20 protein-coding genes and 1 pseudogene are annotated in these 26,417 nt (G+C 66.1%); 9 read left to right on the forward strand and 12 right to left on the reverse strand.

Going from position 1 to position 26,417, the window contains the following annotated elements; genetic code table 11:
* Positions 1-9: 9 nt before the first annotated feature.
* The 3 genes from EV687_RS11470 to EV687_RS11480 are packed head-to-tail and all read right to left on the reverse strand — an operon-like array spanning position 10 to position 1,062.
* On the reverse strand, positions 10-384 hold the full coding sequence (locus EV687_RS11470) for a DUF3742 family protein (protein WP_122228682.1): 375 nt from the start codon (positions 382-384) through the stop codon (positions 10-12).
* A 31-nt stretch (positions 385-415) separates the two neighbouring features.
* Positions 416-814 carry a type II toxin-antitoxin system VapC family toxin gene (locus tag EV687_RS11475; protein ID WP_122228680.1) on the reverse strand — a complete coding sequence of 133 codons (399 nt, stop codon included), beginning with the start codon at positions 812-814 and terminating at the stop codon, positions 416-418.
* On the reverse strand, positions 811-1,062 hold the full coding sequence (locus EV687_RS11480; RefSeq protein WP_122228678.1) for an AbrB/MazE/SpoVT family DNA-binding domain-containing protein: 252 nt from the start codon (positions 1,060-1,062) through the stop codon (positions 811-813). The genes EV687_RS11475 and EV687_RS11480 overlap by 4 nt, the downstream gene beginning before the upstream one ends.
* A gap of 279 nt (positions 1,063-1,341) precedes the next feature.
* Between EV687_RS11480 and mobH the strand changes: the two genes are divergently transcribed.
* Positions 1,342-3,210: a MobH family relaxase gene (gene mobH, locus EV687_RS11485; protein ID WP_122228676.1), complete on the forward strand. Its 1,869-nt coding sequence runs from the start codon at positions 1,342-1,344 to the stop codon at positions 3,208-3,210.
* Between the two features lie 38 nt (positions 3,211-3,248).
* Here mobH and EV687_RS11490 read toward each other — a convergent pair whose 3' ends face one another.
* On the reverse strand, positions 3,249-4,178 hold the full coding sequence (locus EV687_RS11490) for a LysR family transcriptional regulator (RefSeq protein ID WP_122228674.1): 930 nt from the start codon (positions 4,176-4,178) through the stop codon (positions 3,249-3,251).
* 92 nt (positions 4,179-4,270) lie between these two features.
* On the opposite strand from EV687_RS11490, the pseudogene EV687_RS11495 reads away from it, so the two are divergent.
* Positions 4,271-4,909 (forward strand): annotated as a pseudogene (locus EV687_RS11495) (NADPH-dependent F420 reductase); the annotation flags it as partial.
* 53 nt (positions 4,910-4,962) lie between these two features.
* A complete protein-coding gene (locus tag EV687_RS11500) occupies positions 4,963-6,603 on the forward strand; it encodes an alpha/beta fold hydrolase (protein WP_122228670.1) in 1,641 nt (546 codons plus the stop codon).
* A gap of 294 nt (positions 6,604-6,897) precedes the next feature.
* Here EV687_RS11500 and EV687_RS11505 read toward each other — a convergent pair whose 3' ends face one another.
* From EV687_RS11505 to EV687_RS11540, 8 genes are all read right to left on the reverse strand, one after another.
* Positions 6,898-9,669 carry a M16 family metallopeptidase gene (locus tag EV687_RS11505; protein ID WP_207226449.1) on the reverse strand — a complete coding sequence of 924 codons (2,772 nt, stop codon included), beginning with the start codon at positions 9,667-9,669 and terminating at the stop codon, positions 6,898-6,900.
* Between the two features lie 90 nt (positions 9,670-9,759).
* Positions 9,760-12,444, reverse strand: coding sequence for a TonB-dependent siderophore receptor (locus EV687_RS11510; RefSeq protein ID WP_130466497.1), 2,685 nt, complete (start codon positions 12,442-12,444; stop codon positions 9,760-9,762).
* 291 nt (positions 12,445-12,735) lie between these two features.
* Positions 12,736-13,728: a FecR family protein gene (locus tag EV687_RS11515; RefSeq protein ID WP_122228664.1), complete on the reverse strand. Its 993-nt coding sequence runs from the start codon at positions 13,726-13,728 to the stop codon at positions 12,736-12,738.
* Positions 13,729-13,787: 59 nt separating this feature from the next.
* Complete coding sequence (locus tag EV687_RS11520) at positions 13,788-14,300, reverse strand: RNA polymerase sigma factor (protein WP_162846589.1); 513 nt, start codon at positions 14,298-14,300, stop codon at positions 13,788-13,790.
* Between the two features lie 53 nt (positions 14,301-14,353).
* Positions 14,354-15,121 (reverse strand): energy transducer TonB, encoded by a 768-nt coding sequence (locus EV687_RS11525; protein WP_122228660.1) that lies wholly within the window; start codon positions 15,119-15,121, stop codon positions 14,354-14,356.
* A gap of 5 nt (positions 15,122-15,126) precedes the next feature.
* Positions 15,127-15,549 (reverse strand): TonB system transport protein ExbD, encoded by a 423-nt coding sequence (exbD, locus tag EV687_RS11530; protein WP_122228657.1) that lies wholly within the window; start codon positions 15,547-15,549, stop codon positions 15,127-15,129.
* Entirely contained in the window at positions 15,539-16,318 is a 780-nt protein-coding gene (gene exbB / locus EV687_RS11535) for a tonB-system energizer ExbB (protein ID WP_162846588.1), read from the reverse strand. Before exbB ends, exbD begins: the two co-directional genes overlap by 11 nt.
* A 263-nt stretch (positions 16,319-16,581) precedes the next feature.
* Positions 16,582-17,502 (reverse strand): LysR family transcriptional regulator, encoded by a 921-nt coding sequence (locus EV687_RS11540; RefSeq protein ID WP_122228651.1) that lies wholly within the window; start codon positions 17,500-17,502, stop codon positions 16,582-16,584.
* 264 nt (positions 17,503-17,766) lie between these two features.
* Between EV687_RS11540 and EV687_RS11545 the strand changes: the two genes are divergently transcribed.
* The 6 genes from EV687_RS11545 to EV687_RS11570 all read left to right on the forward strand — a co-directional run bounded on the left by EV687_RS11545 (position 17,767) and on the right by EV687_RS11570 (position 26,410).
* The gene (locus tag EV687_RS11545; RefSeq protein WP_122228649.1) at positions 17,767-17,967 is read left to right on the forward strand and encodes a tautomerase family protein; all 201 of its coding nucleotides are present in this window, start codon (positions 17,767-17,769) and stop codon (positions 17,965-17,967) included.
* Positions 17,968-18,217: 250 nt separating this feature from the next.
* Entirely contained in the window at positions 18,218-18,883 is a 666-nt protein-coding gene (locus EV687_RS11550; RefSeq protein ID WP_122228646.1) for a response regulator transcription factor, read from the forward strand.
* Positions 18,880-20,274 carry a sensor histidine kinase gene (locus EV687_RS11555; protein ID WP_122228644.1) on the forward strand — a complete coding sequence of 465 codons (1,395 nt, stop codon included), beginning with the start codon at positions 18,880-18,882 and terminating at the stop codon, positions 20,272-20,274. The genes EV687_RS11550 and EV687_RS11555 overlap by 4 nt, the downstream gene beginning before the upstream one ends.
* A gap of 222 nt (positions 20,275-20,496) precedes the next feature.
* Positions 20,497-22,107 carry an efflux transporter outer membrane subunit gene (locus tag EV687_RS11560; RefSeq protein WP_242612603.1) on the forward strand — a complete coding sequence of 537 codons (1,611 nt, stop codon included), beginning with the start codon at positions 20,497-20,499 and terminating at the stop codon, positions 22,105-22,107.
* 8 nt (positions 22,108-22,115) lie between these two features.
* The gene (locus tag EV687_RS11565; protein ID WP_122228641.1) at positions 22,116-23,294 is read left to right on the forward strand and encodes an efflux RND transporter periplasmic adaptor subunit; all 1,179 of its coding nucleotides are present in this window, start codon (positions 22,116-22,118) and stop codon (positions 23,292-23,294) included.
* On the forward strand, positions 23,291-26,410 hold the full coding sequence (locus EV687_RS11570) for an efflux RND transporter permease subunit (protein ID WP_122228638.1): 3,120 nt from the start codon (positions 23,291-23,293) through the stop codon (positions 26,408-26,410). Before EV687_RS11565 ends, EV687_RS11570 begins: the two co-directional genes overlap by 4 nt.
* Positions 26,411-26,417 lie beyond the last annotated feature (7 nt).

Raw genomic sequence — 26,417 nt, forward strand, 5'->3', positions numbered from 1 at the left:
TGTATCCGCTCAGTCGTCCTCGAACATTTCGTGCGAGGCGTCGTTGTAGAGATTGGGGTCGTAGCCCGGAGACTTTCTGATCTCTTCCCCGTCCATGAACGGCCACTCGTCTTCCTCTGGGGCATGACCTTGCCCAGCCACCCAAGCCGCGGCCACCGCGAACACCACCAGCAGCGCCAGCCAGAACGCTGCGTACAGCAACACGCCCAGCACGGCGAGCTTGACCAGCCAGACCAGCGCGGTGGCGACCGACGCCGACAGCCCTTGGGTTGCGAGCCATCCCACCACACGCCGCTCGCGGCGGACATAGCCCCGCCAGCCGCGGCCGAGCCAGCGGCCGAAGCGTTCCGCGGTGCTGACGGTGACGCGGTTGCTGGTTGGCATGGTGCTTTCTCCTATGACATGGGACTCTCGATCAGGACAGCAGTTGCACGGCTTCTCCCTGTTTCTTCAGCAGCGAGGTCGCCTTCTTGTCGAAGGACACGAAGGTCTCGGCGCCCAGCCATGTGCCTTCATAGGCGATGACGCCGTCGGCGAAGTCGCCGCCGGCGTCCACGAGCGCCAGTCCAGCCTCGACGGCCGGACGGTTCATGACCACGTTCTCGGTCCCGAGCAAGGCGCGGATGGCCGTGGCGATCGTTGCGGGCTCGAATCCATAGAGACGACGCAGCACCCAGAACAACTCGCACAGGCACGGCAACGAGACCGCGATCAGCGTGGCATGCTTGAGCACCCGGTCGGCAGCGGCCGCCTGCTTGGGATCGTCCCGCACGAGCGCCCGGACGAGGACGTTCGTGTCGACTGCGACCTTCACCGCTCGCCCGCCCAACCCGCGGCGGCTGCTTCGTTCATTTCCTCGATGGTCGCGACCTTGTCGGTCTTGCCGGCGAGCAGCCCGAGAAACCCGTCGATCGAACCGGTCGGCTTCGCCGCACGCACCCGAAGCTCTCCTCCAGGCAGTTTTTCGAGTTCAAGCCGCTCTCCGGGCTTGATGCCGAGATGCTGCAGCAGCTCCCGCTTCAGCGTGACCTGGCCCTTGGTAGTGACTGTCAGCGATGGCATGGCGATCTCCTGAAAAAGCTCACGTCGCTGATATTGTAATTGAAATCTTCATTACGATCAACTGGAGCAAGCCAGGTGCCCGAACGGGGCCTTCCCGCTTCAATCGGCACCGAGCCAGCGCGCATTGACGGTGGAGCGGGCCTTCGCATCCCCCTATACCCAAAGGCTAACGACAAAGGCCAAAGGGCCGGCAAGGGGCAAGGGAACGGAGGCAAGGGGAAAGGCCCTACCCGAAAAGGCCAAAAGGCGCTCCTGCCAGCCCGTCATCCGGGATACGCCATGCTCTCGCTGTTCCAGCGCAAACGGACACCCCCCGCTGCCGGCGCGACGCCGACACCCGCCGCCGAAGCTCCGAAAGGGCTGACGCGGCCGCAGTCGTCGGCGTCGCTGCTGGCCACCCCGCGCAGGCAGCGCCTGCTGGAACACATCTGGCAGCGCACCTCGCTGTCGCGCGGCCAGTTCGCCAAGCTGTACCTCGCGCCGCTGGAGCGCTACGCCGAGCTGGTGCAGCAGTTCCCCGCTTCGGAAAGCCACCACCACGCCTACCCCGGCGGCATGCTCGACCATGGCCTGGAAATCGTGGCCTACGCGCTCAAGCTGCGTCAGGCGCACCTGCTGCCCGTGGGCACGCCACCGGAGGACCAGGCGGCCCAGGCCGAGGTCTGGACCGCCGCCGGGGCCTACGCCGCGCTGCTGCACGACATCGGCAAGATCGCCGTCGACCTGCACGTCGAGCTGGTGGACGGCACCACCTGGCACCCCTGGCACGGGCCGTTGCAGCGGCCGTACCGCTTCCGCTACCGGGAGGATCGGGAGTACCGGCTGCACGGCGCCGCCACCGGGCTGCTGTATCACCGGCTGCTCGACCGGGAGATCCTCGACTGGCTCAGCGGCTATCCCGGGCCGTGGGCGTCCCTGCTCTATGTGCTGGCCGGTCAATACGAGCACGCCGGCGTGCTGGGGGAACTCGTAGTCCAGGCCGACCGGGCGTCCGTCGCGCAGGAACTTGGTGGCGACCCCACGCGCGCGCTGGCCGCGCCCAAGACTGCCTTGCAGCGCAAGCTGCTGGACGGCTTGCGCTATCTGCTCAAGCAGGAGTTGAAGTTGAATCAGCCGGAAGCCTCTGATGGCTGGCTCACCCGTGACGCGCTGTGGCTGGTCAGCAAGACTGTCTCGGACAAGCTCCGGGCGCATTTGCTGTCGCTCGGCGTCGAGGGCATTCCGGCCAACAACACCGCAATCTTCAATGTGCTGCAGGAGCACGGCATGCTACAGCCGACACCGGACGGCAAGGCGATCTGGCGCGCGACGATTGCCAGCGACAAGGGTTGGTCCCATACATTGACACTCCTGCGACTGGCTCCGGCGCTGGTCTGGGACGCGGCGGAGCGTCCTGAGCCGTTCATGGGAACTGTCACCGTGGATGCTGAGCTGGATGCTCAAACCACGCCATCACTCGATTCCGCACCGTCATCGGAGGCCGATGGCCCGGCATCGGCTGACGCGCGCGTGGTGCCTGCCGGAGCTCCCCCGATGGCGAAGGTTGAAGCGCACGCCGCTGACATGATGGACGATCTGCTCTCGATGTTCGGCAGCACCATACCGCCCGACACCGAACCCCGCGAGTCGGTCCAACCGGTGCAGCCGCTCATCGATTCGGAACGAATGCCTCCCGAATCGGAGAGGGGATGCGAGGCAGCGCGTCCTTCGACCAATGAACCCACCCACATCCCACCGGGCCCATCGGCCGAGCACTTCCTCGCTTGGTTGCAGAACCGTATCCAGATGCGCAAATTGATCATCAACGACGCGCGGGCACTGGTGCATACCGTCGCAGGTACGGCCTACTTGGTGAGCCCTGGCGTATTCCAGCGTTATGCACAAGAGCACCCACAGGTGGCGACACTCGCGAAGCAGGAGCAGTTGCCCGACTGGCGATGGATGCAAAAGCGCTTCGAGAGGCTGCAGGTGCACCGCAAGCAGCCGAGCGGGCTCAACATCTGGACCTGCGACGTGTCTGGTCCCCGCAAGACCAAGCGCGTGCATGGTTATCTGCTCGATGATCCCGGTCGCGTCTTCTCCGAGGTGCCGCCAGACAATCCCTATCTGTCACTCAGCGCACAGGACGAGCAGAACGTGAAGCCCTAAGATTGAGTCGAGCCGCCCACATAGATTGCACCCGCTGATCAGAAGTTGCGCGGACCGCTACATGTTCTACCGCTCGACGCACTTTGGGGGCCGAACGTGGACACGGTGAAGTCCAGGAAGCTGCGGAGTTTCGGTGTGATGCGCCGATCCGGCGCGTAGAGCACATGCATCGGACGCGTGGGCGCTTCATACGCCGGCAAAAGACGGATCAGGCGGCCATCGGCCAAGGCCTCGCGCACGAGTTCCAGCGGCTGCAGCATGATGCCCAGCCCGGCCAGCGCGGCACACATCAGTGGCTCGCCGTGATCCACCATCAGGCGAGAAGTCACGGGCACGACGATGCGCCCCTCCGGCCCATCGAAGGTCCAATGGGTCCGCAACTCCGTGTGCGAGAAACCCAGGCATTCGTGCTGCCGCAGATCCAGAGGACTGCGCAAGGCAGGCCGGCCCTCGAGGTAGCCAGGCGCCGCGCACAGGACCAGGCGATAGGGTGCCAAGGACCGCGCGATCAACCCGCTGTCCGAGAGCGCCCCGACCCGGAAGACGACGTCATACCCTTCGTCGATCAGGTCCACTGAGCGGTTACTCAAGCTTAGTTCCACCGCCACGTGAGGATAGCGCTGCATGAACTCGGGCAGGCGCGGAGCCAGCGTGTGCATGCCGAAGCTGACCGGCGCGTTGACGCGCAGCCGCCCTGTTGGCATGGCGAGCGTCTCGGCGGCCATCATCTCGGCAGCTTCGACCTCCGCCAGGATACCCCTGGCACGTTCATAGAACGTCCGGCCGAAGTCGGTCAGGCTTTGGCGCCGGGTGGTCCGGTTCAGCAGGCGAACGCCCAGGCGCTGCTCGATGCCCTGCACATGCTTGCCCACCAGCTGCGGCGACATCTCAAGCGCCTGCGCTGCGGCGCTGAAGGAGCCGAGGTCCACGGCTTTGATGAACACCGCCATGCTGGTCAGTCGATCCATTAGAAAATTCTGGTTTTTAATTACCAACAATTTTAGATATTTATCATCATTCCGATCAAATCTAAGCTGGAGGTCGTGAAAAATTCAATGCGAGGACTCCCATGAAGATTGCAGTGATTGGTACTGGCAGCATCGGCGCCGCCTATGCACGCGCCCTGGCGGAAGCGAAGCTCGAAGTGGTCATCGGCGCACGCGACCCGGCCAAGGCGGCCGCGCTTGCGCAGGAGATCGGGGCGCAGGCTGAAGGCGGTGGTATCGCCGCCGCGTTCAAGCTCGCCGACACGGCGATCCTGGCGCTGCCGTACGGGGCCGTCGCTGGCGCGCTGGCCGAAGCCGGTGAACTCACCGGCAAGGTGCTGGTGGATGTGAGCAACCCGGTGAGCGAAGACTTCAAGGATCTGACGGTGGGCCTGACCACATCGGCGGCCGAGCAGACCCAGGCCGCCGCACCGGCCGCGCGCGTGGTCAAGGCGTTCAACACGGTCTTTGCCGCCCTGGTCCCGCTCCAGGCCCGCCAGGGCGGTGCGCTGCAGGTGTTCGTGGCCGGCGACGACGACGACGCCACGGCCCAGGTGCGCAAGTTGGCACAGGCGCTGGGCTTCATCGCGGTCGATGCCGGGCCGCTGCGCAACAGCCGCTTCCTGGAGCCGGTTGGGATGATGAACATCCAGTTCGGCTTCTTCCTCGGTGCCGGCCCGACGACCGCGCCGTCGTGGGCTCACGTTTCCTGAGGCCCGCACATGGACGCGCCGCAGGGCGCGTCCTCTCTCCCGGAGACACGCCCATGTTGCGACAATTGATGCTCGGCCTGGGCCTTGCCCTGGCCACCTCCACGACCTTCGCGGCCCCAGCGCCGCAGGTGCTTGGCAAGGACTACACCTTCCCGAACCGGATCGAAGGGCTGCCGCACAAGCTCTCCGACTTCCCCGGCTTGCAGATCAGCCGTTTCACTACTTCCGACGGCGTGGAGCTGACCTATTGGGAAGCTGGCCAGGGCAAGCCGCTGGTGTTCATCCCAGGCTGGTCGGGCAACGGTGCGCAGTACGTCAACCTGCTGTATCTGCTGAGCCAGAACCATCACGTCTACGTGCTCGACCCGCGCAATCAGGGGCTGTCGCAGCGAGTTGAGCATGGCGGGCGCATTTCACGCTTTGCCATGGACCTGAAAGAGTTCGGCGCCCATCTCGGCCTGGAGAAGGCCGACTACGCAGGCTGGTCTATGGGCGCGGCGGTACTGTGGAGCTACATCGACCTGTTCGGCACCGGTGGCATCAACAAGGTTGTGTTCGTGGACGAACCGATTTCGATCTATGCGCATCAGGACTGGAGCGAGCGGGAGCGCCTGGAGGCGGGCGGCACAACGACCTCGCCCGAGCGCATGGTCGCAGGCTTCACCCAGGGGGCGCCGCTCAACAGCCTGATCACCGACCTGCTGCCGATGCAGCGAGCCGCGCTCAAGGACTCCCCATACTTCGCCAATTCCGAGGCGTTCGCCAACGCGTTCGTCAAGAATGATCCCCAGGCGCTGGGCCGGGTGCTGTTCGACCACATCACCAACGACTGGCGCGACGTCATCCGCCACAGGATCGATGTGCCGGCGGCGATCTTCTCCGGCGAGAAGAGCAACAATCTGCCCAGCCAACGCTGGATGCACCAGACCATCGCGGGCTCGAAGCTGTTCGTCTACACCGAAGCGGAACAGGGCGATCACTTCCTGATGTTCAAGAATCCGCGCAAGTTCGCCGCCGACCTGCACGCCTTCCTCGCCGAAGCGTCGCCCCGGCCCACGAATGCCCGGCGTGAGGATGTCATCGACTCCTATCGGCTTTCGGGCGTGCAACTGCGTTCTTCCACCTACCTGGGAAGCCCGGCGCTGGAACTTCGCATGCCATCGTCGGCCTATCAGGATCCGACCAAGGAAGAACTCAGCGATCGCGACTTCATGGCATGGCTGCCGGTGGATTTCCGCGATGGCACGATCGAAGTGGAGGTCGCAAGCGACCTGGCTCCCGACGCCCCAGACTACGCCCGCGGCTTCATCGGTCTCAGCTTTCGCATCGATGGACAGGGGCGATTCGAGAGCGTCTACCTGCGCCCGACGAACAGTACCGCCGAAGATCCTGCGCGGCGCAAACGTGCGGTGCAATACGTCGCCTATCCCGACCACCGCTTCAATCGCCTGCGCGCAGAGGCGCCCGGCAAGTATGAGACGGGGGCCGACCTCTCCCTCGGCAGGTGGATCCACATGAAGCTGATCGTGGCGGGAAGCCAGGCCCGGCTGTATCTGGATCGCAAACCCGAGCCTGCCCTGGCCATTGATGACTTGAAGCTGGGACCGGCACAGCACGGCGGTGTCGGCGTCTGGCTGGAATCGGGCACGATCGCGCATTTCCGCAACCTGCAGATCACGCCAGCGCACCGGTAGGCTCCGTTTCAACAAGTCAGACGTGCAGGTCGCTCGAAGAACAGGCATCGACGCACCAAACCTGCTCGGGTCTCTCGACCCGTCCCCGACAAGCAGCAGTCAGCCCATGAAGCATAGACTGTCCACCTACCTTGCCGTTTCACCTGCGGCCATGACCTGCCAGTTGCAGGCCCAGGAGCGCTCCTCACCCAAGCTGTTCGCGTTGCACGAAGACTAGAAGCTCCTCAGGCTTCCAGCCGACATCCCCTGGCGTGCCAGGGGATGTCTTGGCCAGAGTGAGCGGATAAAGGCGGCCTACCTGGAATCGGCCGCGCGCCGCGCCGAACCTGCAAAGTCGCCGGCAACGAACGTGCTCACTGCCTCTGGTTTGACGCGGCGCCTGACCGCCTCGTTGACCTGCTCCACCGTCAGCTCGGCGATGGTGCGCTCGAAATCGGCATCCCATTGCATGGTGCGGTCCAGGTAGAGGTTCAGGCGCAGTCCGGAGGCGATGGTGCCGTTGGTGGAACGCGACTCCTGGTACGAGGCCAGCAGGCCGGCCTTCGCATCCTCCAGCTCCTGCTCGGTCACCCCGTCCTTGACGAAGCGGGCCAGCTCCTCGCCCATCGCTGCCTCCACCCGCCCCATGTTCTCCGGGGCGGACGTGGCCTGCATGTAGAACACGCCGTTGTCGGCCTCCGGGCTGACGATCACGCCGCTGCCGACGTAGTAGCTCAGGCCGTCCTGCTCACGGACACGGTCGCCCAGCCGCGAGGCCTTGGCGCCGCCGCCGAAGATGCGGCCGGCGACGAGCAGCGCCGGATGGTCGGGGTCCTCCACGTCGATCGCGAAGTTGCTGCGCGAGACGATCACGGCATTGGCTTTGTCCGGCGTTTCGAAAACCTCGCGCACGACCTTGCCGGGCTGGAAGTAGGGTTCATTGCGGCGGACGAACGGCCGGGGCGACTTCCAGCCGATGAACAGCGTCTCCAGCTCCTTTTGCAGCTGCACCGGATCGAAGTCGCCCACCACCACGGCCTCGCCGTCGGCGGTGCCGTAGAAATCGCGGTGGAAGGCACGCACGTCCTCCAGCTTCACCGACTGGATCCCGGCCAGTTCCTCGTCCGGCGAGCGCACCGCGCGCGCATGCCCCTGCGGCCACGGGTCGAAATGCTTGCGCATCGCGTAATCGGCGATGTAGCCCGGTTCGCGCTTGCGGTCCTTCAGCCCGGTGATCGACTGCGAGCGGAGCTGCTCGAACTCGGCTTCGGGGAAGGACGGGTTGCGCAGGATCTCGGCCGCCAGCCGCAGCGCCGGGATCAGGTTCTCGCGCTCGGCGTCGATGCCGATGTACGCCATCTGGCTGCTGCCGACCACCGACACCCGCGCATTGAGGTCGTCGAAGCGCTGCGATATCTGCTCGCGGGTCATGGTTTTGGTCCCGCGCGCCAGCAGGCTGCCGGCGAAGCTGGCAGCCTCCAGGCGCCCGGCGATGGCCGCGTCGTCGCCGAAATGGAACATCAGCTCGGCCGAGACGCGGTTGCCGCGGGACTGCTTGGGCAGCATCGCCACCTTCAGTCCGTCACCCAGGGTCATGGTGCGGGTACGGGCCTGGATGTTGCCGGGCGAGTTGTCGAACACCTCGCCGGCCGACACCGCCGGATTGCCCTTGTAGCCCGCCACCAGCTTGGCGATGTCGGGAGCGGCCGGGATCTCGACACGCTGGGCCACTTCGGTGGGGATGAAGCGCGCCAGGGTGCGGTTGGCCGGGACCAGGTAGGTCCGGGCCACGCGATTGACGTCGGCCGCGCTGACCTTGGCGATGGCATCGCGATACAGGAAGCCCAGCCGCCAGTCGCCCGCGGCGATGGATTCGGAAAGCGCGTTGGCAACGCCCAGCACGTTGCTCTTGCTGGCGCGGTCGTACATGTTGGCCAGGCGTTGCTTGGCCGCGGCCACCTCCTCCTCGGTGAACGGCTGCCGGGCGGTCCCCTCGACCTGCTCCAGCAACACCCGCTCCACCTGCGCCGGGTCGCCACCGAGCGTGACCGTGGCGAAGAACCCGGCCACGCCCGGCTCCAGGAAGCCGTCCACCGCGCTTTCGCTGTTCACCGCGAGCTTGGGAACGATCAGGGCCTTCTGCAGCCGTCCACTCGGGACCGCGCCCATGACGTTGACCAGCACCCTGAGCGCGGCCGAATCCGGATGCGCCATCGCCGGCGCGTGGTAGCCCAGCCCGATCAGGTGCAGTTCGCCGACGCGGCGGATGTTGATCTCGCGCTCGCCGTCCTGGGCCGGCTCGACCGTGTACCGGGTCGGCAGGGTGCGCGCCGGGCGCGGCAGCGCGCCGAAGGTGCGCTGCACCGTGGCCAGGGCGCGCTGCGGATCGAAGCGGCCGGCGATGATCACGGTGGCGTTGTCGGGCTGGTACCAGGTGCGGTAGAACGCCTGCAGCCGCTCGATCGGCACGTTCTCGACGTCGGCACGGTTGCCGATGACGCTCTTGCCGTAGGCATGCCAGAGGAACGCCTGCGAGGTCATGCGCTGGATCAGGATGCCGGTGGGCTTGTTCTCGCCGATCTCCAGTTCGTTGCGGACCACGGTCATCTCGCTGTCCAGCTTGTCCTTGGCGACGTCGGCGTTGACCATGCGGTCGGCCTCGGCCGCCAGCAGCCAGTCCAGGGTTTCGTCGTTGGCGGAGAACCAGCCGTAGTAGTTGGTGCGGTCCTGGCCGGTGGTGCCGTTGTAGGTGATGCCGCGCCGCTTGAACTCGGCGGCGATGTTGCCGATGGTCGGCGTGCCCTTGAACACCAGGTGCTCCAGCAGGTGGGCCATGCCGCTTTCGCCGTAGTTTTCCTGCGCCGCGCCCACGCCATAGGTCACGTTGACCAGGGTCGAGGGCGTGCTGGCGTCGGGGAACATCAGCACCGTCAGGCCGTTGGCCAGCCGGTACTCGGTGATGCCCTCCACGGTGGCGCCTGCCGTCACCCCTGGCGGCAGAACGGTATTCGCCGATGCAGGCGTCACTGCGCCAGCGTGGACGGACAGCAACAGCGAGCAGGCAAGAAACAGGGAACGGCAGAACATCGGCATCTACTCCGGGGATATCTGCAAAAGGTGGACGAACGGCCCGCCCACGCTCTCTTGCGAGCGTGGGCCGGAGCCTGGGGCTTGGGATCAGAACTGTCCGCGCAGAGACAGGGTGTAGCTGCGTGGCTCGCCGTACCAGTTCCCGGAGGAGGAATTGGTGACCGTCTGGTAGTAGGTGCGGTCCAGCAGGTTGTTGATGTTCAGGGCCAGCGTCCAGCGATCGTCGAGTTTCCAGCCCGCGCGCGCGGACACCACCGCGTACGAGCCCTGCTCGAACTCGAACGCCGTGGCCGCGCTGGTGCATTCACCGGTGACCGCGTCCACCGGACAGGCCAGCCCGGCGTAGTAGCTGCGGCTCTGCCCGTTGATGCCGCCGCCGATGTTGAGCCGGCTCTGCCAGCCGTCGCCCTGGAACTGGTAGCTGGTCCAGAGCTTGAACAGGTGCTTGGGCAGGCGGCTCTGCAGCGGCAGGCCATTGGAGAAGGACAGCTCGCCGGTTTCCTCGTTGGAGTTGCGGGTGTAGCTGGCAGCCACCTGCCAGCCCGGCAGGATCTCGCCGGTGACCTCCACGTCCACGCCGCGGCTCACCCGCTGCAGGTCGGTGTCGGTGACGTAGCAGCAGAAGTGGGTGCCGCCATCGGGCGAGGTGAGATCGCCGTCGAGGTAGGCGAAGCCCTCCTGCTCGATGCGGTAGGCCGACAGCGTGGCATTGAGCCGGCCATCGCGGGCCGCCCACTTGATGCCGGCCTCGATGTTGCTGCCGGTGACGGGGTCCACCGCCTTGCCATCATGGCCGAGCATCAGCGACTGCTCGACGTAGATATCGCTGTAGCTGGCATAGACCGAAACGTCGTCGGCGACGTCGTAGACCAGCGAGAAGGTGGGCGGCCAGCTGAAATTGTTGGTGGAATAGCCGAAGGGATAGGTGTCGTACACCTGTCCAAGCTCACGCGGCTCGAAGGTCGTCCAGTCGAGGCAGCCCGTCGAAAACTCGCACAGGCTCTGCAGCACCTCCTGCTGTTTCATCGTGCTGTAGCGCAGGCCGATGTTCAGATGCAGCGGCTCCCAGAACGTGAGCCGCAGATTGGCGTAGGCGCCGCTCTGGCGGCTGCGGTAGGTGGGATAGCGCTGGTACGGCGTCAGGTTGCCGGCCGCCGCGTAGGCCGGATCGCTGGGATCGAAACCGAACACGTTCACCGGAGTGTCCGAGCTTTCGTAGTCGACCGGAATGTAGCGGGTCAGGCCTGCGCCGTCGGCTTCCATGTAGTTGGCACCCACCACCAGTAGCTGCTCGTGCCCGAACAACTCGAAGCTGCCACTGAGGGTGAAGTCGGCGGCGGTCTGGGTGCTGGCGCCGTCTTCCTTGAGCTGCTGCTGGAGCGGCCCCTCCCCGGTCACCAGATCGACCGCGCCCTGGACCATTCCATAATGCCAGGTACGCTCCTGCTTGGTCCGGGTGACGTTCAGCTTCAGGTTCCAGTTCGGCCCCAGTTCCTGCTCGACCATGCCGTAGAACTCGGTGGTATCGAAGTCGTAGCTGTTCCACGGAAAGCACAGGCAGGTGTCTCGCGACAGGCGCAGGTCGCTGCCATCGATGTAGCGCGGCAGGCCGCCGGCGAACGGCAGCGCGTCCTGCCAGGTGCGGCTGACGCCGAGACTGACCACGGTCGAAGACGTCAGGTCGTACTCCAGCACGCCGTTGGCCACTTTCTTCTCGTTGTGGGCGACGTCGTAGAAGTAGTCCTGGTCCTGCCAGACCAGGATGCCGCGCCCGCGCAGCCTGCCGTCCAGGCCCAGCGGTCCGGTGGCGTCCAGCGTCGCGCGATAGTTGCTCCAGCTCCCCGCCTGGACTTCGGCGACCACCTGGCGATGGTCCAGCGGGCGCTTGCGCGTCAGGCTGATCACGCCGCCCGGGTCGCCGTAGCCGTTGAACAGGCCATCGGCGCCGCGCAGGATCTCGGCATGGTCGTACAGCGCCATGTCCAGTTGCGGCACCATGCCCCACTTGGTGGTCGAAGCGATGTCCAACGGCGCGCCGCCGTCGCTCTGTAGGCGCTGGATGCGAAAGCCGCGCGAGTAGAACTCCGCCTCCAGCGGGCCGTTGCTGCCGGTGATGGTGCTTACGCCCGTGCTCTGGGCCATCAGCGCGGAGAAATCCGTAAGGTTCTGCTCGACGATGCGCTCGTGCGTGACCACGCTGACCGACTGCGGGGTCTCCTTGATCGAGAGCGGCATCTTGCTGGCGATGCTCAGCGCGTCGCTGGTGTAGCTGCCGCTGCCCTCGGTGGCGGTCACGTCCGTGCTTCCGTTGTTGCCGGCCACGGCCCGGCTGCTGCCATCGCCCTCGATGCGCAGCGGGCCGAGCATGCGCGTGCTGCCGGCGTCAGGAAGCACTTCGATGACCACCGTGCGCGGGCCGGCGAACCGGAAGGTCAGGCCGCTACCCGCCAGCAACTGGGTCAGGCCGCCCTCGATGGAGTAGGTGCCACGCAGGCCCTCGGTGCGCTTGCCGTCGGTCAGCCGGCTGTCGACATTGAACTGCAGTCCGGACTGCGCGCCGAAACGCAGCAGCGCGGCGCTCAGGGGGCCGGCGGGCACATCGAAATCGCGTGTCTGCCCCTGCTGCGCGCGGGCTTCCTGAGCGCTGGCCACCGGTGCCACGCTCAAGGCGAAGGCCCCCGCAGCCACCGCCACCAGCGCGCCTTTCGCGCAGCCCTGCACCATCTGTTCAAGAACCGAAGCCAGTGAAACGTTGAGAGCCGTGCGCCTCATTCCCTTTTCCCCATGGTTGTCGTCGACCACGCCCCAGTGTTGCCAGCAGGGCGAACCCGAGACCGATCCGCGCCTCCCACGCGAACGGGATCTCTTGAAGAGGTAATGCTTGAGGAGGCCGAAGTTGACAAACGGATTTCAGATGGGCACCGGAGATCGTGATTGACGCTGGGTCACCGCCGTATGGGCGGCGCCAAGCAGGAGTCCCAGCGAACGGACGCGTCGCTCAGTGCGGCCGCGCGGCTCCCACGGAAGGCGACACGACGCGCCCAAATAGGTGCCGCAGGAGCGTCAGGACGCGTGGATCCAGACGATCGGTCCGATGCGGGTCACTTTGACGGGCAAGGACTGCTCCAGCGTGTCATACCACTCGTCCAGGCGCGCCAGATCCACGATCGAACTCACACGCTGCTGCCCGGCTTGTGGGTAGCTGACCAGCACCAGGCGCCGGTCGTAGCGTTTGAGCTCGTCCAGTACCTCGCCGATGCGGCGGTTCTCGAATTGCAGGCGTCCGGTGCGCCAGGACAGCATCTGTTCCGCGCTGACCGCTTCGATGTGCGGCGCATCGCCCGGATGGACGCGGACCTGCTCGTCCGCGGTGACGAACACGGCGGGCGCGTCCGCACTGGCGACTTGCACCTTGCCCCGTTGCACGGTCACCACGACGTCCTCGCCTTCGCGGCGCACGCCGAAGGCCGTTCCCAACACCATGATCTGGCTGCTACCGGCATCGACGGTGAACGGATGCTGCGGATCATGGGCCACATCGAAGTACGCTTCGCCGCGCGCCAGACGGATATGGCGCCGGTTCCCATCGACCTGCACGTCGGCGGCGCTGCCGGTGTTCAACCACATCGTGCTGCCATCGGCCAAGGCAATGGTGCGCTGCTCGCCGGTACCGGTGGTCTGATCGAATCGCCAGTCCCGCTGCCACTGGCCACCCAGCGTCACAGCCAGAAGCAACGCCGCCGCGGTCGCCAGCGCGGGGCGGCGCCATCGGCGTCTTGGCTGGGCCTGGCGCCGTTGCGCCGCGGAAGCAGGAAGACTGGCCATCACCGGGGCGTACTGCGCCTCCAGCGGCTCCCCGAGCATCACCCACAGTCGTCGGGCCTCGTTGAGCGCTTTCTCGTGGCGCGCATCCGAGTCGCGCCACCGCTCGAACTCGGCCAGCGCATTTGCATCGGCCTCTCCGGTGGCGATCCGGGAGACCCACACGAGTGCCTGATCCATCGGATCGTTGGGATCCAGTTCCATCTTCTTCTGCATGGTGTCGTCGTCGCTCATCTGCCTGTCCCTCTAACGCCCAGCGAGCCCGAAAATGACAATCGAGGGCATGCGTCCGTTCATCTCTCGCCCAGCTTCTGCGCGCAGGCTTTCAATGCAAGCAGCACGTACTTGTTCACCAGGCTCAACGAAACCCCCAGCCGGGCGGCGACCTCTTCGCGCGGCAGGCCTTCGACGCGCGTCAGGTACAGCACGTCGCGGCACTTGGCGGGAAGTTCGGCAAGCGTGGCCTCGATCAGGCTCATCTGGTCCCGCGCGTGCGCGTGTTCTTCCGGCTCGGCGACATGCCCCTCGAACAAGGTCAATGCGCCCGCGAGCAGCTGCACCCGATTGGCTTCGCTGCGCATGTGATAGAGCGCCGCGTGCACAGCCATGCGCATCAGGTAGCGTCGCGCGCCTTCTTCGCTGGACAGGAGGCTGGAGACCCGGCCGAGGCGAAAGTAGATGTCCTGCGCCAGATCCTGCGCGGTATGGCGATCGAGGATGCGGCGCTCGATGACGCGCTCGAGGTTCGGCCGGATCTCGATGAAGATGCGCGTCAGCTCTTCGGTCGTCAGCGCGGTGGTCAGCACTGCCTCATCCGCGACGCTCGGCGCGGATGCCGAGGGTTCGATCCGCCTCCACTTCATGGACGTCGCCCCTGGGCGAGCTGGCGGCGCAGGAAGAACTCCACCGGCACGATCATCTCGACGGTGTCTCCCCCCATCTCCGGTGGCGGAGGCGGCAGCGGGGCGGCGCGCTGGATCAGCGCATCCACTTCCGCATCCAACAAAGCATAGCCGCGGCTGCGCCAGATGGTCCATTGCAGCACATTGCCCGTGCGGTCCATCGTGAAGCGCAGGTAGACCACATCCTCCTGCCGGCGTCGCTGCGCGGCACTGGGATAGCGCTTGTGCTGCTCCAGATGGGTCAGCAGCCGGTTCTCCCAGGTCTGGATGATGGCCGTGGCGTTCTCGCTGGGGACGCCCTGAACCGGGGCCTGGAGCGCGGCATCGGTCGCCGCCAGACTCGAAGGCACCGCCGTGGTGCGGTCGGCCGCTGCCACCTGCTCGGCATCCGGCTTTTCTTCGGGCTTGGCCGCCAAGGCATCGGGAGGCGGATTTGCCTTGACCTCCGGGGGCGGATCGAACGCACGTGGCCTCGGCTGCGGCTTGGGCTGCTGCTGAGACTCGATCTGCTCCGGCCCCGGCGGCTTTTGCGTGAGCTGGTGCTCCAGTGCCGCGGGCAGTGGCGCGAGCTCAACAGTCATGGCCGCCAAGGGCGGCGCGACCGGCGTAGCGGACTGCGTGCTGAAATCGATCAACACCAAGGCCGCCACGCCGACGTGCAGCAGCAATGCACTGACGATGCTGCCCGCCCAGCGGGTCGAATCGGAAACCCCGCGCCGGCGCATCGTGGCTAGCCCTCCACCTGGTCCAGCGTGACCAAGGCCACTTTGTGGTAGCCCTGATCGCGCAGCGCATCCATCAAGCGCATCAAGTCGCCATATGGGACGGTCTTGTCGGCGCGCAGGAACACCCGCGCATCGCGATCACCTCCGAGCAAGGTATGCAGTACCCCGCCCAGTGCAGCCCGCTCGACCTCGGTCTCGCCCACGAACACCCGCAGGTCCGCCTGTAGGCTCACCACCACCGGCTCCTGAGGTTCCGGCTGCGCCTGGGCGCTGGACACCGGCAGGTCTAGCGGCACGTTCACCGTGGCCAGCGGCGCGGCCACCATGAAGATGATCAGCAACACCAGCATCACGTCGATGAAGGGCGTGACGTTGATCTCGTGCAGGCCGGCCTCGTGCTCATCTCCAGATTCGAGCTTAAACGACATGGGGCGGCCCCGCCTTGCGTCGCACTTCCAACTCGGCATCCAGTTCGCGACTCAGCAAGCACATCACCTGGGTCGCGGCATCGTTCATGCGTACGCGGTAGCCCGCAATCGCGCGGGTCACCGCGTTATAGACCAGCACCGCGGGGATCGCCGCCACCAGGCCGAAGGCCGTCGCCAGTAGCGCCTCGGCGATGCCGGGCGCGACCACCGCGAGGTTGGTGGTCTGCGAGTGAGCGATGCCGATGAAGCTGTTCATGATGCCCCACACGGTGCCGAACAGCCCGATGAACGGCGCCGCGGCGCCGATGCTGCCCAGTACGCTGGCGCCGCGTGACAGCCTGCGCTGCTGACCGGCCTCCACGCGCTGGATCCGGGCGGCCGTGCGCTCCTTGATGCCTTCTGCGAACCCATACCGCCTACCGACCGGATACCGTTGCAACTCACTGATCGCGGCCTGGATCATCGCGGCGGCCGCCGGGTCCGGAAGCTGCGTGAAGCTGGCCAATTCGCCATCTCCGGCCAGGGACTTCAATGCTTGGCCGATGCCGCGGCGATAGCTGACGATCTCCCAGGTCTTGAAGATCCAGATGCTCAGCGTGGCGATCGAAGCCAGCACGAGCACCCCCATCACTGTCTTCACCACCCAGTCCGCCTGCTGGAACATGGCCCCGACCGTCAGGTCATGGGCCAGTCCCGGCCCGACCGCTGCCGAGGCCGGCAGGGCCACCCAACCCAATACCAGTGGGGCTACAACAAGACTACGCTTCAAGGCTCGCTCCTGGCTGATGTCTACCCGCAATCCGGCTCCCCGCAAGCGGCACCGAGGTCGGAGCCCGGCGCGTGCCGCAATGTGGGGCCTGTTCTTGTACGTAATGCTTGAACGGCGCCGCATTGACAATGGATTGGGGAAGATTCCGGCTCCCAGGCGAAATCTCACCAATGGATGAGATCCGCAGAGCGCTTGCACTCGCTAGGTGTAGCCGCACTGCTCCGGAACCGAAATGGCAAAGTCAGGGGCCGCCGTGAAATCACTCAGCCCAGTGCGCCCCGTTCCGCGTACGCCATGAGTTGATCGATCACGTAGCGTATCCTCGGCGCAAGAGTGGCCTGGCGCACCCACAGCATGTGGACGTCGACCAAGACGCCCGAATGGGCCTGGAGGACGGGCACCAGCCGTCCTTGCTCGATGTGGGACCTGAGCAATGAGACGGGCATCTGGCATAGCCCGAACCCGGCCAGGGCCGTTTCCACGATTGACTCGCCATCACTCAACTGGTGCGTGGCGGGCGGCGTGATGCGCATCACGTGCCCGCCTTCCTGCACAGTCCATTGCTGTGGCGGCCCGTGGGTCGTTCCGACGATGCACCGATGGCCGTTGAGATCGGAGAGGCTCATCGGCACGCCGTGCGCCTGCAGGTAGCCGGGAGAGCCGCAGATCAGGCGCTCCTGGCTGGCCAGCTTGCGGGCGACCAGATGACTGCTGTCCGGAAGCTGGCCGAAGCGAATCGCGAGATCCGCCTCGTCGCGCATGAGATCGACGGTGGCATCGTTGAAGCTCATCGTCAGGGCCAGTTCGGGGTGCGGCGCCGCCAATTCCAGCAGCAGGGGCAGCAACACGCGCTTGCCGAATGCCATGGGCATATCGATGTGCACCCGGCCCCGCAGCACCTGATCGTAGGGGGTTATCTGCGCCTCCGCCTCCGCGATCTTGTCCAAGGCCGAGGCGCAAGCCTGAAAGTACGCCTCGCCGTCGAATGTCAGTTGAAGACGCCTCGTCGTGCGTCGGAGGAGCTTCACCCCCAAGCGTTCTTCAAGGCGGTTGATACTTTTTCCAACTGCCGACTTGGTCACTCCGAGGCGTTCGGCTGCCAGGGTAAAGCTGCCTGCCTGGACCACGGCAACGAAGGCGCTGATGCCTGAAAGTGACTCCGGAATCGTGTGCTGCCCAGCCATGGGAGATCACCAATTGTGGACTTAATATCCACCAATTGTAGATCAGGCCATTATTTATCGATTTAATGGAAACAAATATGCTCGCGGTGATGTCATTGGTGTGCCACGAACCGGCGCGACCTACCTGGCGCCATTCAACGGGGCTTCCGGTAGCCGCTCACCGAGACCGCGCACCATCTGTTGGGGTCGCTCAGTCAAAGCGATCAAGCACCGAGCCAGACCATAGGGGTCTGAGCGCTCATCACCAAGAAAGAGGAATTGAACATGCCTGTCGTACGAGTCAGCTGGTTCGAGGGAAAAGATGTCAAGGCAAAGCAAGCCGTCGCCGCCGAGATCACTGAGAGCATCGTCAAGAACACCGGAACGGATCCAGACTACATCTATGTGATCTTCGAGGACGTGGCGCCTTCGAATTGGGCGGGTGCAGGGAAGCTGTATGGTCAAGAGACGCCCGAGGAAGGCTGACATCGCCTGTACCAAGGTCACCTCTGGCGTTCCACCGGCAGAGGTCGAGGCAAACTGCTACCGGCGATTCGCCAGGCAGAACACCGGGATGGTGGGCCGGCCTGAGCCAAAGGGCCTCTGCGGTACCTCGGGGCGGATCGGACCGTCGCTTCGCCAAGCATTGGCATCGACTCCTGAACCATATTAAAAATTTATTAACGAGCTTGCTGCATGATTCGTTAAACGCTACTCAGGCATGGATCGATATGACATGAATCTCCTCCTTGTTGAAGATGACCAAATGCTGGGCGAGTCCATTTGCGATGGTGCGCGCCAAAGTGGATGGAACATCGACTACGTCGGCGACGCAAATGCAGCGCGTAGCGCGTTGGTGGATCACGCCTACGCCGCCGTCCTGCTGGACATCGGTCTTCCGGGGGAATCCGGGCTGTCCGTGCTGCGATCCATGCGTGGGCGTTACGACGCCACGCCGGTGCTGATCCTCACCGCGCGCGGCCAGCTGAGCGAGCGCATCGTCGGCCTGGATGCCGGCGCTGACGACTATCTGATCAAACCGTTCCAGTTCGATGAACTTTGGGCGCGCGTGCGTTCGGTCATCCGCCGCAGCCAGGGACGTGTCGTCCCGGTGTTCACGTATGGGGACATCCGCATCGATCGCAGCAAGCGCGTCGTCACCAAGGCCGGCACCGAAGTCGTCCTCAGTGCCCACGAGTACCGTACGCTGCTTGCCCTGGTCGAGCGGCCTGGTCATGTCGTCACACGCGACCATCTGCACGATGTCGTCTACGGCACATCGAGCAATGTCGAGAGCAATACCATCGCGGTGTTCATCCACCAGTTGCGACGCAAGCTCGGAGACGATCTGATCCGGACCGTCCATGGGCTGGGCTATGTCATCGGGCAGCCGACCGCATGAAGTCGCGCTCCTTCAACGCGCAACTCATCCTGGTGATTGTCGCAGTCATCGCCCTGTGCTGGACGGTGGTGCTCGGGATCGTGCTCACGCAACTCTCGCTCAACCGCACCAGCACTTGGGACGAAAAGCTCGGCGCGATGGCCACCCAGCTCCTGGTGACGATCCCCGCCGACAGCGATTTCGACGGAGGAGCCGGCCCGGGACTCAAGCTGGGCGCAGCCGCGGGCACCAAACATGAGCCTCTTGTGTTTCAGATCTGGATCGACCGCAGCCGCATGGTTGCCAGCACGCCAGGGGCACCTGCGTCGCCGCTCCAGCCTGACTTCTCCGATGGTGCGGCCTCCACCGAGGTCGAGAATCAGAAATGGCGCGTCTATTCCGCAACCGACAGCACGGGGCGAGTGACCGTCCAAGTGGGCAATCTGCAGAGCATCGTCGATGCGGACATGCGCCACGAGGCGGCCCATGCACTGGCCCTGGCAACGGTCCTGCTCGTCATCGCGGGTCTTGTCATGTGGTTCGTCAGCCAGGCTGCCCTCAAACCCGTGCGCGCGCTCGGCGCGGCGATGCGCCACCGCCGCCGCTTCGATTTCACCGCCTTGCCACTGGATCGGCTGCCGCGGGAGTTGCATCCATTGGTCGACTCTTTCAACCACGTCCTCAAGCAACTCGACGAGGCCATCGAAGGCGAGCGCCGCTTCATTGGCGATGCCGCCCATGAGCTGCGCACACCGTTGTCGGCCTTGCAGGCCCAGGCCGAAATCGCACTGCGAGCCACCGATCCTCAAGACAAAGATGCCGCCCTGAGGAAGCTGCTGGTCGTCGCCAAGCGCAGCACGCGGCTGTCCGAGCAGTTGCTCGATCTGGCCAGCATCAATGCAGGCGCCAAGGCCCCCAAGCACGTACCAGCCGATCTGAGCAAGCTGGTGCAGCACGTTGCCCAGGAGTTCGAGGTCTATGCCAGCCTCAACCAGCGTTCGCTCTTCCTGGATGTGCATGCCTGCAAAATCTCCTGCGACATCGATGAGATCGGCATCCTGCTGCGCAACCTCATGCACAACGCCATGCGCTACACCAGCGAGGGCGGCAACGTGCTCGTGCGCTGTGGCTACCTGACGCCACAGGGGAGCGAACCGACGCAGCCCATGGTCTACCTGGAAGTGGCGGATGATGGCCCGGGCGTTCCGGCCGAACAGCGCGAGGCCATCTTCGAGCGCTTCCACCGGGTCGCGGGCACCCCCGTGCGCGGTAGCGGCATCGGCCTGTCGCTGGTCGCAGGCATTGCCGAGTCCCACAACGCCACCATCCACACCGGCACCGGCCTGGAAGACCGCGGGCTCATGGTGCGTGTCATTTTCCCCGGCATCGTCGAGCCACGCAGCCCAGGCTGATCCAGCCGATGCTATGGCGTCCGGCGGAGCTTCGTCCTTCCGCGGAATTGCGTGGTGTGGCGTGATATCGGGCACGCGACGTCCATGTCGTTCACTTTTTTTCGCTGAACGGCCCTTTTCTTAAAAAATTCCTAATAACTCTAAAAATCCCCTAAATCCGCTTGGGCAGTATCCGCTCTTGCAGGCGCGTCGTCTCGACGCGCCACGAGATCGGAACGATTCATGCTGGATTGCAAGCCAAGCCCGGGTACGCGACCGTCCCTGACCTGCCTGCAGCGTACCCCGCGCTGGCAGTCCGGGTCCGCACCCCACTCGTATCGCCGAGACCTGGGGGTCGCCGCGTCGCAATATCTGGGCCGCCGGACAGGCCTGTTCGGTGCCGACGCGCTGCTGGACGGTGGGTCGCGTGGTCTGGCCATGCTGTTGCTGGCGATGCTGACGGGGTGCGCGACCCAAGGGCCATACCAGGCGACGCCTCTGGAGGCGCCCGAGGCCTGGACCATGCCTGCTGCGGAGGCGGCGCTGGCCACGCCCAGCGATGAGTCCTGGTGGCGCCAGCTCAACGACCCCGCGATCGATGTTCTGGTGGACGCTGCACTGGCCGACAGCCCCAGCATCGCGCAAGCCATCGCCAAGGTCGACGAGGCGCGTGCCTTGCTCGGTGCCACCTCGGCGCAGCGCATGCCCTCGGTGGCTGTCAACGGCTATGCCACGCGGGCCCGCAGCCTGGAGACCGACAGCCCCACGGGCACGATCCTGAGTACGCAGAACGGCATCGGGCCCGAGCTGTCCTGGGAGATCGATCTTTTCGGCCGGGTGCGCAACTCGGTCGAGGCCGGCGCGCTGCGGATCCAGGCACGCGATGCGGACGCCAAGGCAGCCCGGCTGGCGCTGACCTCACAGATCGGCGACTTGGTGCTGGCCTTGCGCGCCTGCGAGTTGTCCATCGCCGTGTTGCACGAGGAAATCGACTCGCGCGAAAACACACTGGCGCTGACCCGCCGGCGGCTGGAAACCGGCTTCGTCGCCCCCATTGAAGAGGCTCGGGCGCAAAGCGGCCTGGCCACCGCGCGCACAACGCTGGCCACGCGCCAGGAAGCCTGCGCACGCCACATCAACGCATTGGTTGCCATCACCGGTCAGCCACGCGGCACTGTACAAGCGGTGGTGGCCGTGGACACGCAGGCGGTCAGCGTGGCGCAGCGGGTCACGGCCATCCCGTCTGCGCCAGTCGTGCAACTGGCGTTGCCGGCTACGGTCCTCGCAGCCCACCCGGCCGTCGTCGCCGCCGAACGCGAAGCGGCCGCGGCGTGGTCGGAGATCGCGGTCGCGCGCGCCGAGCGCCTGCCCCGGCTCAATCTGGCGGCTGCGCTCAGCGGGCAGTGGTTACGGGCCGCCGGCCAGTCCCTGAGCGAGACCGTCTGGTCTCTCGGCCCGACGCTTGGCGCTCCTGTCTTCGACGGCGGCCGCGGTGCCGCCAATGTCTCGGCCGCCCAAGCCCGCCATCGCGCCGCCGAGGCCAACCTGCGCCTGGCGGTTCGCGCCGCTGCACAGGACGTCGAGAACGCCATGGCCGCCATCGAATCGGCCACTGCGCGCCGGCGCAGCACGCTGGACGCCGTCACCGCCGCGCAGCGCGTGCTGGACGCGACGCAGGCGCGCTGGAACGTCGGTGCCGTGAGTTTGTTCGAGGTCGAAGATGCGCGTCGCCAGCTGGCCGACGCTCAAGACAGCGCCATCGCCGCTGCACACGACAGCAATCGTGCCTGGATCGCCCTGGTGCGCGCCTCCGGCCACGCCAGCGCGGCCACGCCTGGTGGGGCGCTGTCATGACAACGTCCATGCCATCTCCGAAGCTCGCCGCGTCCGCAGCGGCATTGCGGCGCCGCCGGATCACCTTCGTCCTGGCGGGCGCCGCCCTGTTGGTGCTCGGTGCCGCCGCCTGGGGCTTCATGTCGCGCGCCGCCCCGCCGGCCCCGGCGCACAGCCTGGCTTCACTGTCGGTGACGGCCACGGTCCCGCGCGAAGCACAGTGGGCCAGAACCATCGAGGCCAGCGGCGTGGTCGCTCCCTGGCAGGAAGCCATCATCGGCGCACAGACCTCCGGGCTGAGCATCGCCCGGCTCGAGGTCGCGGTCGGTGACGTGGTGCGGCGCGGCCAACTCCTGGCTCGCTTCGACACGTCCACGCTGCGCGCCGAAGAGGCGCAGCTATTGGCTGCGCTCACACAAGCGCAAGGCGTGGCGGCACAGGCGGATGCCAACCGTGCGCGCGCGCTCCAGCTCCAGGGCAGCGGCGGCATCAGCGAGCAGGAGGTGCAGCGCTACGTTACCGAAGCCATCACCGCCAAGGCCCAGGTGGCGGCCGCGCAGGCCCAACTGGAGGCCAAGCGGCTGCAACTGCGCCAGGCCGACGTGGTCGCGCCGGATGATGGCGTGATCAGCGACCGCACCGCCACGCTGGGTGCGGTCGCCAACAACGGCCAGGAGCTGTTCCGCCTGGTGCGCCAGGGGCGGCTGGAATGGCGCGGCGAATTCACCGCTACGCAGATCGCCGGCATCGCCGTCGGCCAGGACGTCACCCTGCAACTGCCCGAGGGTCAGTTCGCCAAGGCCCGCGTACGTCAGATCGCGCCGCTTCTGGACACGCGCTCGCGGCTGGGGCTGGTGTATGCGGACATCGAGCCCGGAAGCCTGGCGCGCGGCGGCATGTACGTCGATGGCCGCATCGCGCTCGCGTCCAGCGCGGCCCGGGTGGTTCCGGCATCGAGCGTGGTGGTGCGCGACGGGCGCAGCATCGTCTTTCGCCTGGAAAGCACGGGAAAGGAATCCAAGGTCCAGGCCCAGTCGGTGACGGTGGGCCGTCGCCAAGGCACCGAGGTCGAGATCCTGGACGCACTTACCGGCGGTGAACGCATCGTTGCCCAGGGGGCCGGCCTGCTGGCCGATGGCGACACCGTGCGGGTCGAGCCGGATCCGAGCGAGGCATCGGCCTCCGCGCCGGCGGGAGGGGAGCGATGAACTTCGCCACCTGGTCCCTGCGCAACCCCATCCCGGCCGTCCTGCTGTTCATGCTGCTGACGCTGGCAGGCTTGTACGGCTTCCGGCAGTTGCCGATCCAGGCCCTGCCGGACATGGACCTGCCCTCGGTCAACGTGACGCTGTCCCAGCCCGGCGCTGCGCCGGCCCAGCTTGAAACCGAGGTGGCACGCAAGGTGGAGGATTCCATCGCCACGCTCAGCGGACTGCGCCACACGCGAACCACGATCACCGATGGCCAAGTCCATATCCAGGCCGAGTTCGAGCTGGAGAAGCCGCTGTCCGATGCGCTGATCGAGACCAAGGATGCCGTCGACCGGGTGCGTTCGGATCTGCCGACGGATCTGCTACAGCCAGCCGTCAGTGCCCAGACGGTCAGCAGCAGCCCCATCCTGACCTATTCGGTCAGTTCCGAAACCATGGACGAAGTCGCGCTGTCCTGGTTCGTGGACGACACGTTGAGCAAGACCTTGTTCAACGTGCCGGGCGTGGGTGGGGTGAAGCGGCTGGGCGGCGTGCAGCGCGAGATCCGGGTCGACGTCGACCCGGTGCAGATGAATGCGTTGGGCGTCACCGCAGCCGACGTCTCGCGCGCGTTGCGCCGCACCCAGCAGGATTCCTCGGGCGGACGCGGCCAACTGGGTGGCGAAGAGCAGTCGCTGCGCACCGTGGCCACGGTGCGACGGGCCGACGAACTGCGCGCCATGCCGGTCATTCTCGCCACCGGGAGCAAGGTGCGCCTGGATCAGGTCGCCTCGGTGCATGACACCGCCGCCGAACGCAACCAGGCGGCGCTTCTGGACGGCAAGCCCGTCATCGGCTTCAGCATCCAGCGCACCAAGGGCTTCGACGAAACCCGCATCGCCGAAGGGGTGGCCGAGGCACTCCAACAGCTCCAGGCCGAGCACACGTCCCTGCGGATCACCCCGATCTCGGGCAGCGTGGCCTACACGCTCGAACAGTTCCAGGGTTCGATGGCGATGCTCTACGAGGGCGCGCTCCTGGCCGTACTGGTGGTCTGGCTGTTCCTGCGCGACTGGCGCGCCACGCTGGTCGCCGCCTCGGCGCTGCCGCTGTCGATCCTGCCCGCCTTCGCTGCGATGTGGTGGCTGGGCTACTCGCTCAACACCCTCACGCTGCTGGCGCTGGCGGTGGTCGTCGGCATCCTGGTGGACGACGCCATCGTCGAAGTCGAGAACATCGAGCGACACCGGCGCATGGGCAAGCCGATCATGCAGGCCACGGCCGATGCGGTCAACGAGATCGCGCTGGCGGTGATCGCCACCACGGCGACCCTGGTGGTGGTGTTCGTGCCCACCACGCTCATGGGCGGCGTACCGGGCCTGTTCTTCAAGCAGTTCGGCTGGACCGCGGTCATCGCCGTGCTCGCCTCGCTGATGGTGGCGCGCCTGATCACCCCCATCATGGCCGCCAAGCTGCTCAAGCCCGGCACGCACGCGGCCAACGAGCAGGACGGCCCCTTGATGCGCCGTTACCTGCGGGTGGTGGACTGGAGTCTGCACCATCGCGGCAAGACCATGGCCGCGGCTGCGGCCTTCTTCGTCGGCTCGATGGCGCTGCTGCCCTTCATCCCCACGGGGCTGGTACCCCCGTCGGATCGGGGCTTCACCACGGTGACGCTGGAGCTGGCACCGGGCAGCGCCCTCAATGACACCGTGGCCACGGCCGAGCGGGTACGCGCGGTGGTGAGCCAGTTGCCCGGCGTGCGGAGCGTCTTCACCACGGTCGGGGCCGCCGAGAGCGGCAGCGATGCGCAGGTGAGCGACGTGCGCAAGGGCGAGCTCACGCTGGTGCTGACCGATCGCAAGGAGCGCGCCGTCCAGTCCGAGATCGAACAGACCGTGCGTGATGCGCTGGAGAAGATCCCCGGTGCGCGCTTCACCGTCGGCGGCGGCTCTGGCGAGCAGCTGCAAATGATCCTCGCCAGCGACAACGCCGGCGCGCTCAGGACCGCCGTGGATGCTTTCACCCGGGAACTCCGGGCGGCCGGCCTGTCCGGTGTGCGCAGCACGGCCAGCCTGGAGCGCCCCGAGATCGTGGTACGGCCGGATCTCAACCGGGCAGCCGAACACGGCGTGAGCAGTGCCGCCATCGGCGAGCTGATGCGTACGGCCACCAGCGGCGATTTCGACTCCCAGCTGTCCAAGCTCAATCTGGACAACCGCCAGATCGGCATCCGGGTGCGCGTGCCCGACAGCGTGCGCCAGGACATCGCCGCGTTGTCCGGCCTGCGCGTGGCGTCGCGCGATGGCCTGGTCCCGCTCTCCAGCGTGGCGACCTTCGCCGTGGAGAGCGGCCCGGCACAGATCGACCGCTACGACCGCCAGCGCTACGTCACCGTGACCGCCGACCTGGGCACCCGCTCGCTGGGCGAAACCCTGGCCATCGCCAGTGCGCTGCCTTCGGTACAGAACATGGCCCCGGGCGTCTCGCTGATGCAGGCGGGCGACGCCGAAGTGGCCGCAGAGCTGTCATCCGGCCTGGCGCTGGCGATCGTGACCGGCATCCTGTGCATGTTCTGCGTGCTGATCCTGCTGTTCAAGGACTTCTTCCAGCCGATCACGATCCTGTCGGCGATCCCACTGTCCCTGGGCGGTGCCTTCATTGCGCTGCTGCTGGTGGGCAGCGAGCTCGACGTGCCTTCAATGATCGGCCTGGTGATGCTGATGGGCATCGTCACCAAGAACTCGATCCTGCTGGTCGAGTACGCGGTGCTGGCGCGTACCGAGCACGGACTCTCGGTGATCGATGCCCTGCTCGACGCCTGCCACAAGCGCGCCCGTCCCATCGTCATGACCACCGTCGCGATGATCGCCGGCATGTTGCCGATCGCGCTCGGCTTCGGTGCGGACGCCAGCTTCCGCCAGCCCATGGCGATCGCCGTGATCGGCGGCCTGATCACGTCGACGCTGTTGAGCCTGGTCATCGTGCCGGCGGTGTTCAGCTATGTCCACGACTTCGAGACATGGTTCGCACGGCGATTCACGAACGCCCGCTCGCCCAGCGATCTGGCGGATGGAGCAGCAAACGGATCGACGCCCTCCGGCACTTCCTTCCCCCAAGGAGGGCATCCATGAACTCGCC

Source organism: Corticibacter populi (assembly GCF_004217315.1).
Lineage (GTDB): Bacteria > Pseudomonadota > Gammaproteobacteria > Burkholderiales > Burkholderiaceae_C > Lampropedia > Lampropedia populi.

Excerpts from the sequence above, each read along its gene's own strand:
- EV687_RS11470 (WP_122228682.1), bottom strand. The coding sequence starts at position 384 with ATGCCAACCAGCAACCGCGTCACCGTCAGCACCGCGGAACGCTTCGGC.
- EV687_RS11480 (WP_122228678.1), bottom strand. The coding sequence starts at position 1,062 with ATGCCATCGCTGACAGTCACTACCAAGGGCCAGGTCACGCTGAAGCGG.
- mobH (WP_122228676.1), top strand. The coding sequence starts at position 1,342 with ATGCTCTCGCTGTTCCAGCGCAAACGGACACCCCCCGCTGCCGGCGCG.
- EV687_RS11490 (WP_122228674.1), bottom strand. The coding sequence starts at position 4,178 with ATGGATCGACTGACCAGCATGGCGGTGTTCATCAAAGCCGTGGACCTC.
- EV687_RS11500 (WP_122228670.1), top strand. The coding sequence starts at position 4,963 with ATGTTGCGACAATTGATGCTCGGCCTGGGCCTTGCCCTGGCCACCTCC.
- EV687_RS11505 (WP_207226449.1), bottom strand. The coding sequence starts at position 9,669 with ATGTTCTGCCGTTCCCTGTTTCTTGCCTGCTCGCTGTTGCTGTCCGTC.
- EV687_RS11510 (WP_130466497.1), bottom strand. The coding sequence starts at position 12,444 with ATGAGGCGCACGGCTCTCAACGTTTCACTGGCTTCGGTTCTTGAACAG.
- EV687_RS11515 (WP_122228664.1), bottom strand. The coding sequence starts at position 13,728 with ATGAGCGACGACGACACCATGCAGAAGAAGATGGAACTGGATCCCAAC.
- EV687_RS11525 (WP_122228660.1), bottom strand. The coding sequence starts at position 15,121 with ATGCGCCGGCGCGGGGTTTCCGATTCGACCCGCTGGGCGGGCAGCATC.
- exbD (WP_122228657.1), bottom strand. The coding sequence starts at position 15,549 with ATGTCGTTTAAGCTCGAATCTGGAGATGAGCACGAGGCCGGCCTGCAC.
- EV687_RS11540 (WP_122228651.1), bottom strand. The coding sequence starts at position 17,502 with ATGGCTGGGCAGCACACGATTCCGGAGTCACTTTCAGGCATCAGCGCC.
- EV687_RS11545 (WP_122228649.1), top strand. The coding sequence starts at position 17,767 with ATGCCTGTCGTACGAGTCAGCTGGTTCGAGGGAAAAGATGTCAAGGCA.
- EV687_RS11550 (WP_122228646.1), top strand. The coding sequence starts at position 18,218 with ATGAATCTCCTCCTTGTTGAAGATGACCAAATGCTGGGCGAGTCCATT.
- EV687_RS11555 (WP_122228644.1), top strand. The coding sequence starts at position 18,880 with ATGAAGTCGCGCTCCTTCAACGCGCAACTCATCCTGGTGATTGTCGCA.
- EV687_RS11560 (WP_242612603.1), top strand. The coding sequence starts at position 20,497 with ATGCTGGATTGCAAGCCAAGCCCGGGTACGCGACCGTCCCTGACCTGC.
- EV687_RS11565 (WP_122228641.1), top strand. The coding sequence starts at position 22,116 with ATGCCATCTCCGAAGCTCGCCGCGTCCGCAGCGGCATTGCGGCGCCGC.
- EV687_RS11570 (WP_122228638.1), top strand. The coding sequence starts at position 23,291 with ATGAACTTCGCCACCTGGTCCCTGCGCAACCCCATCCCGGCCGTCCTG.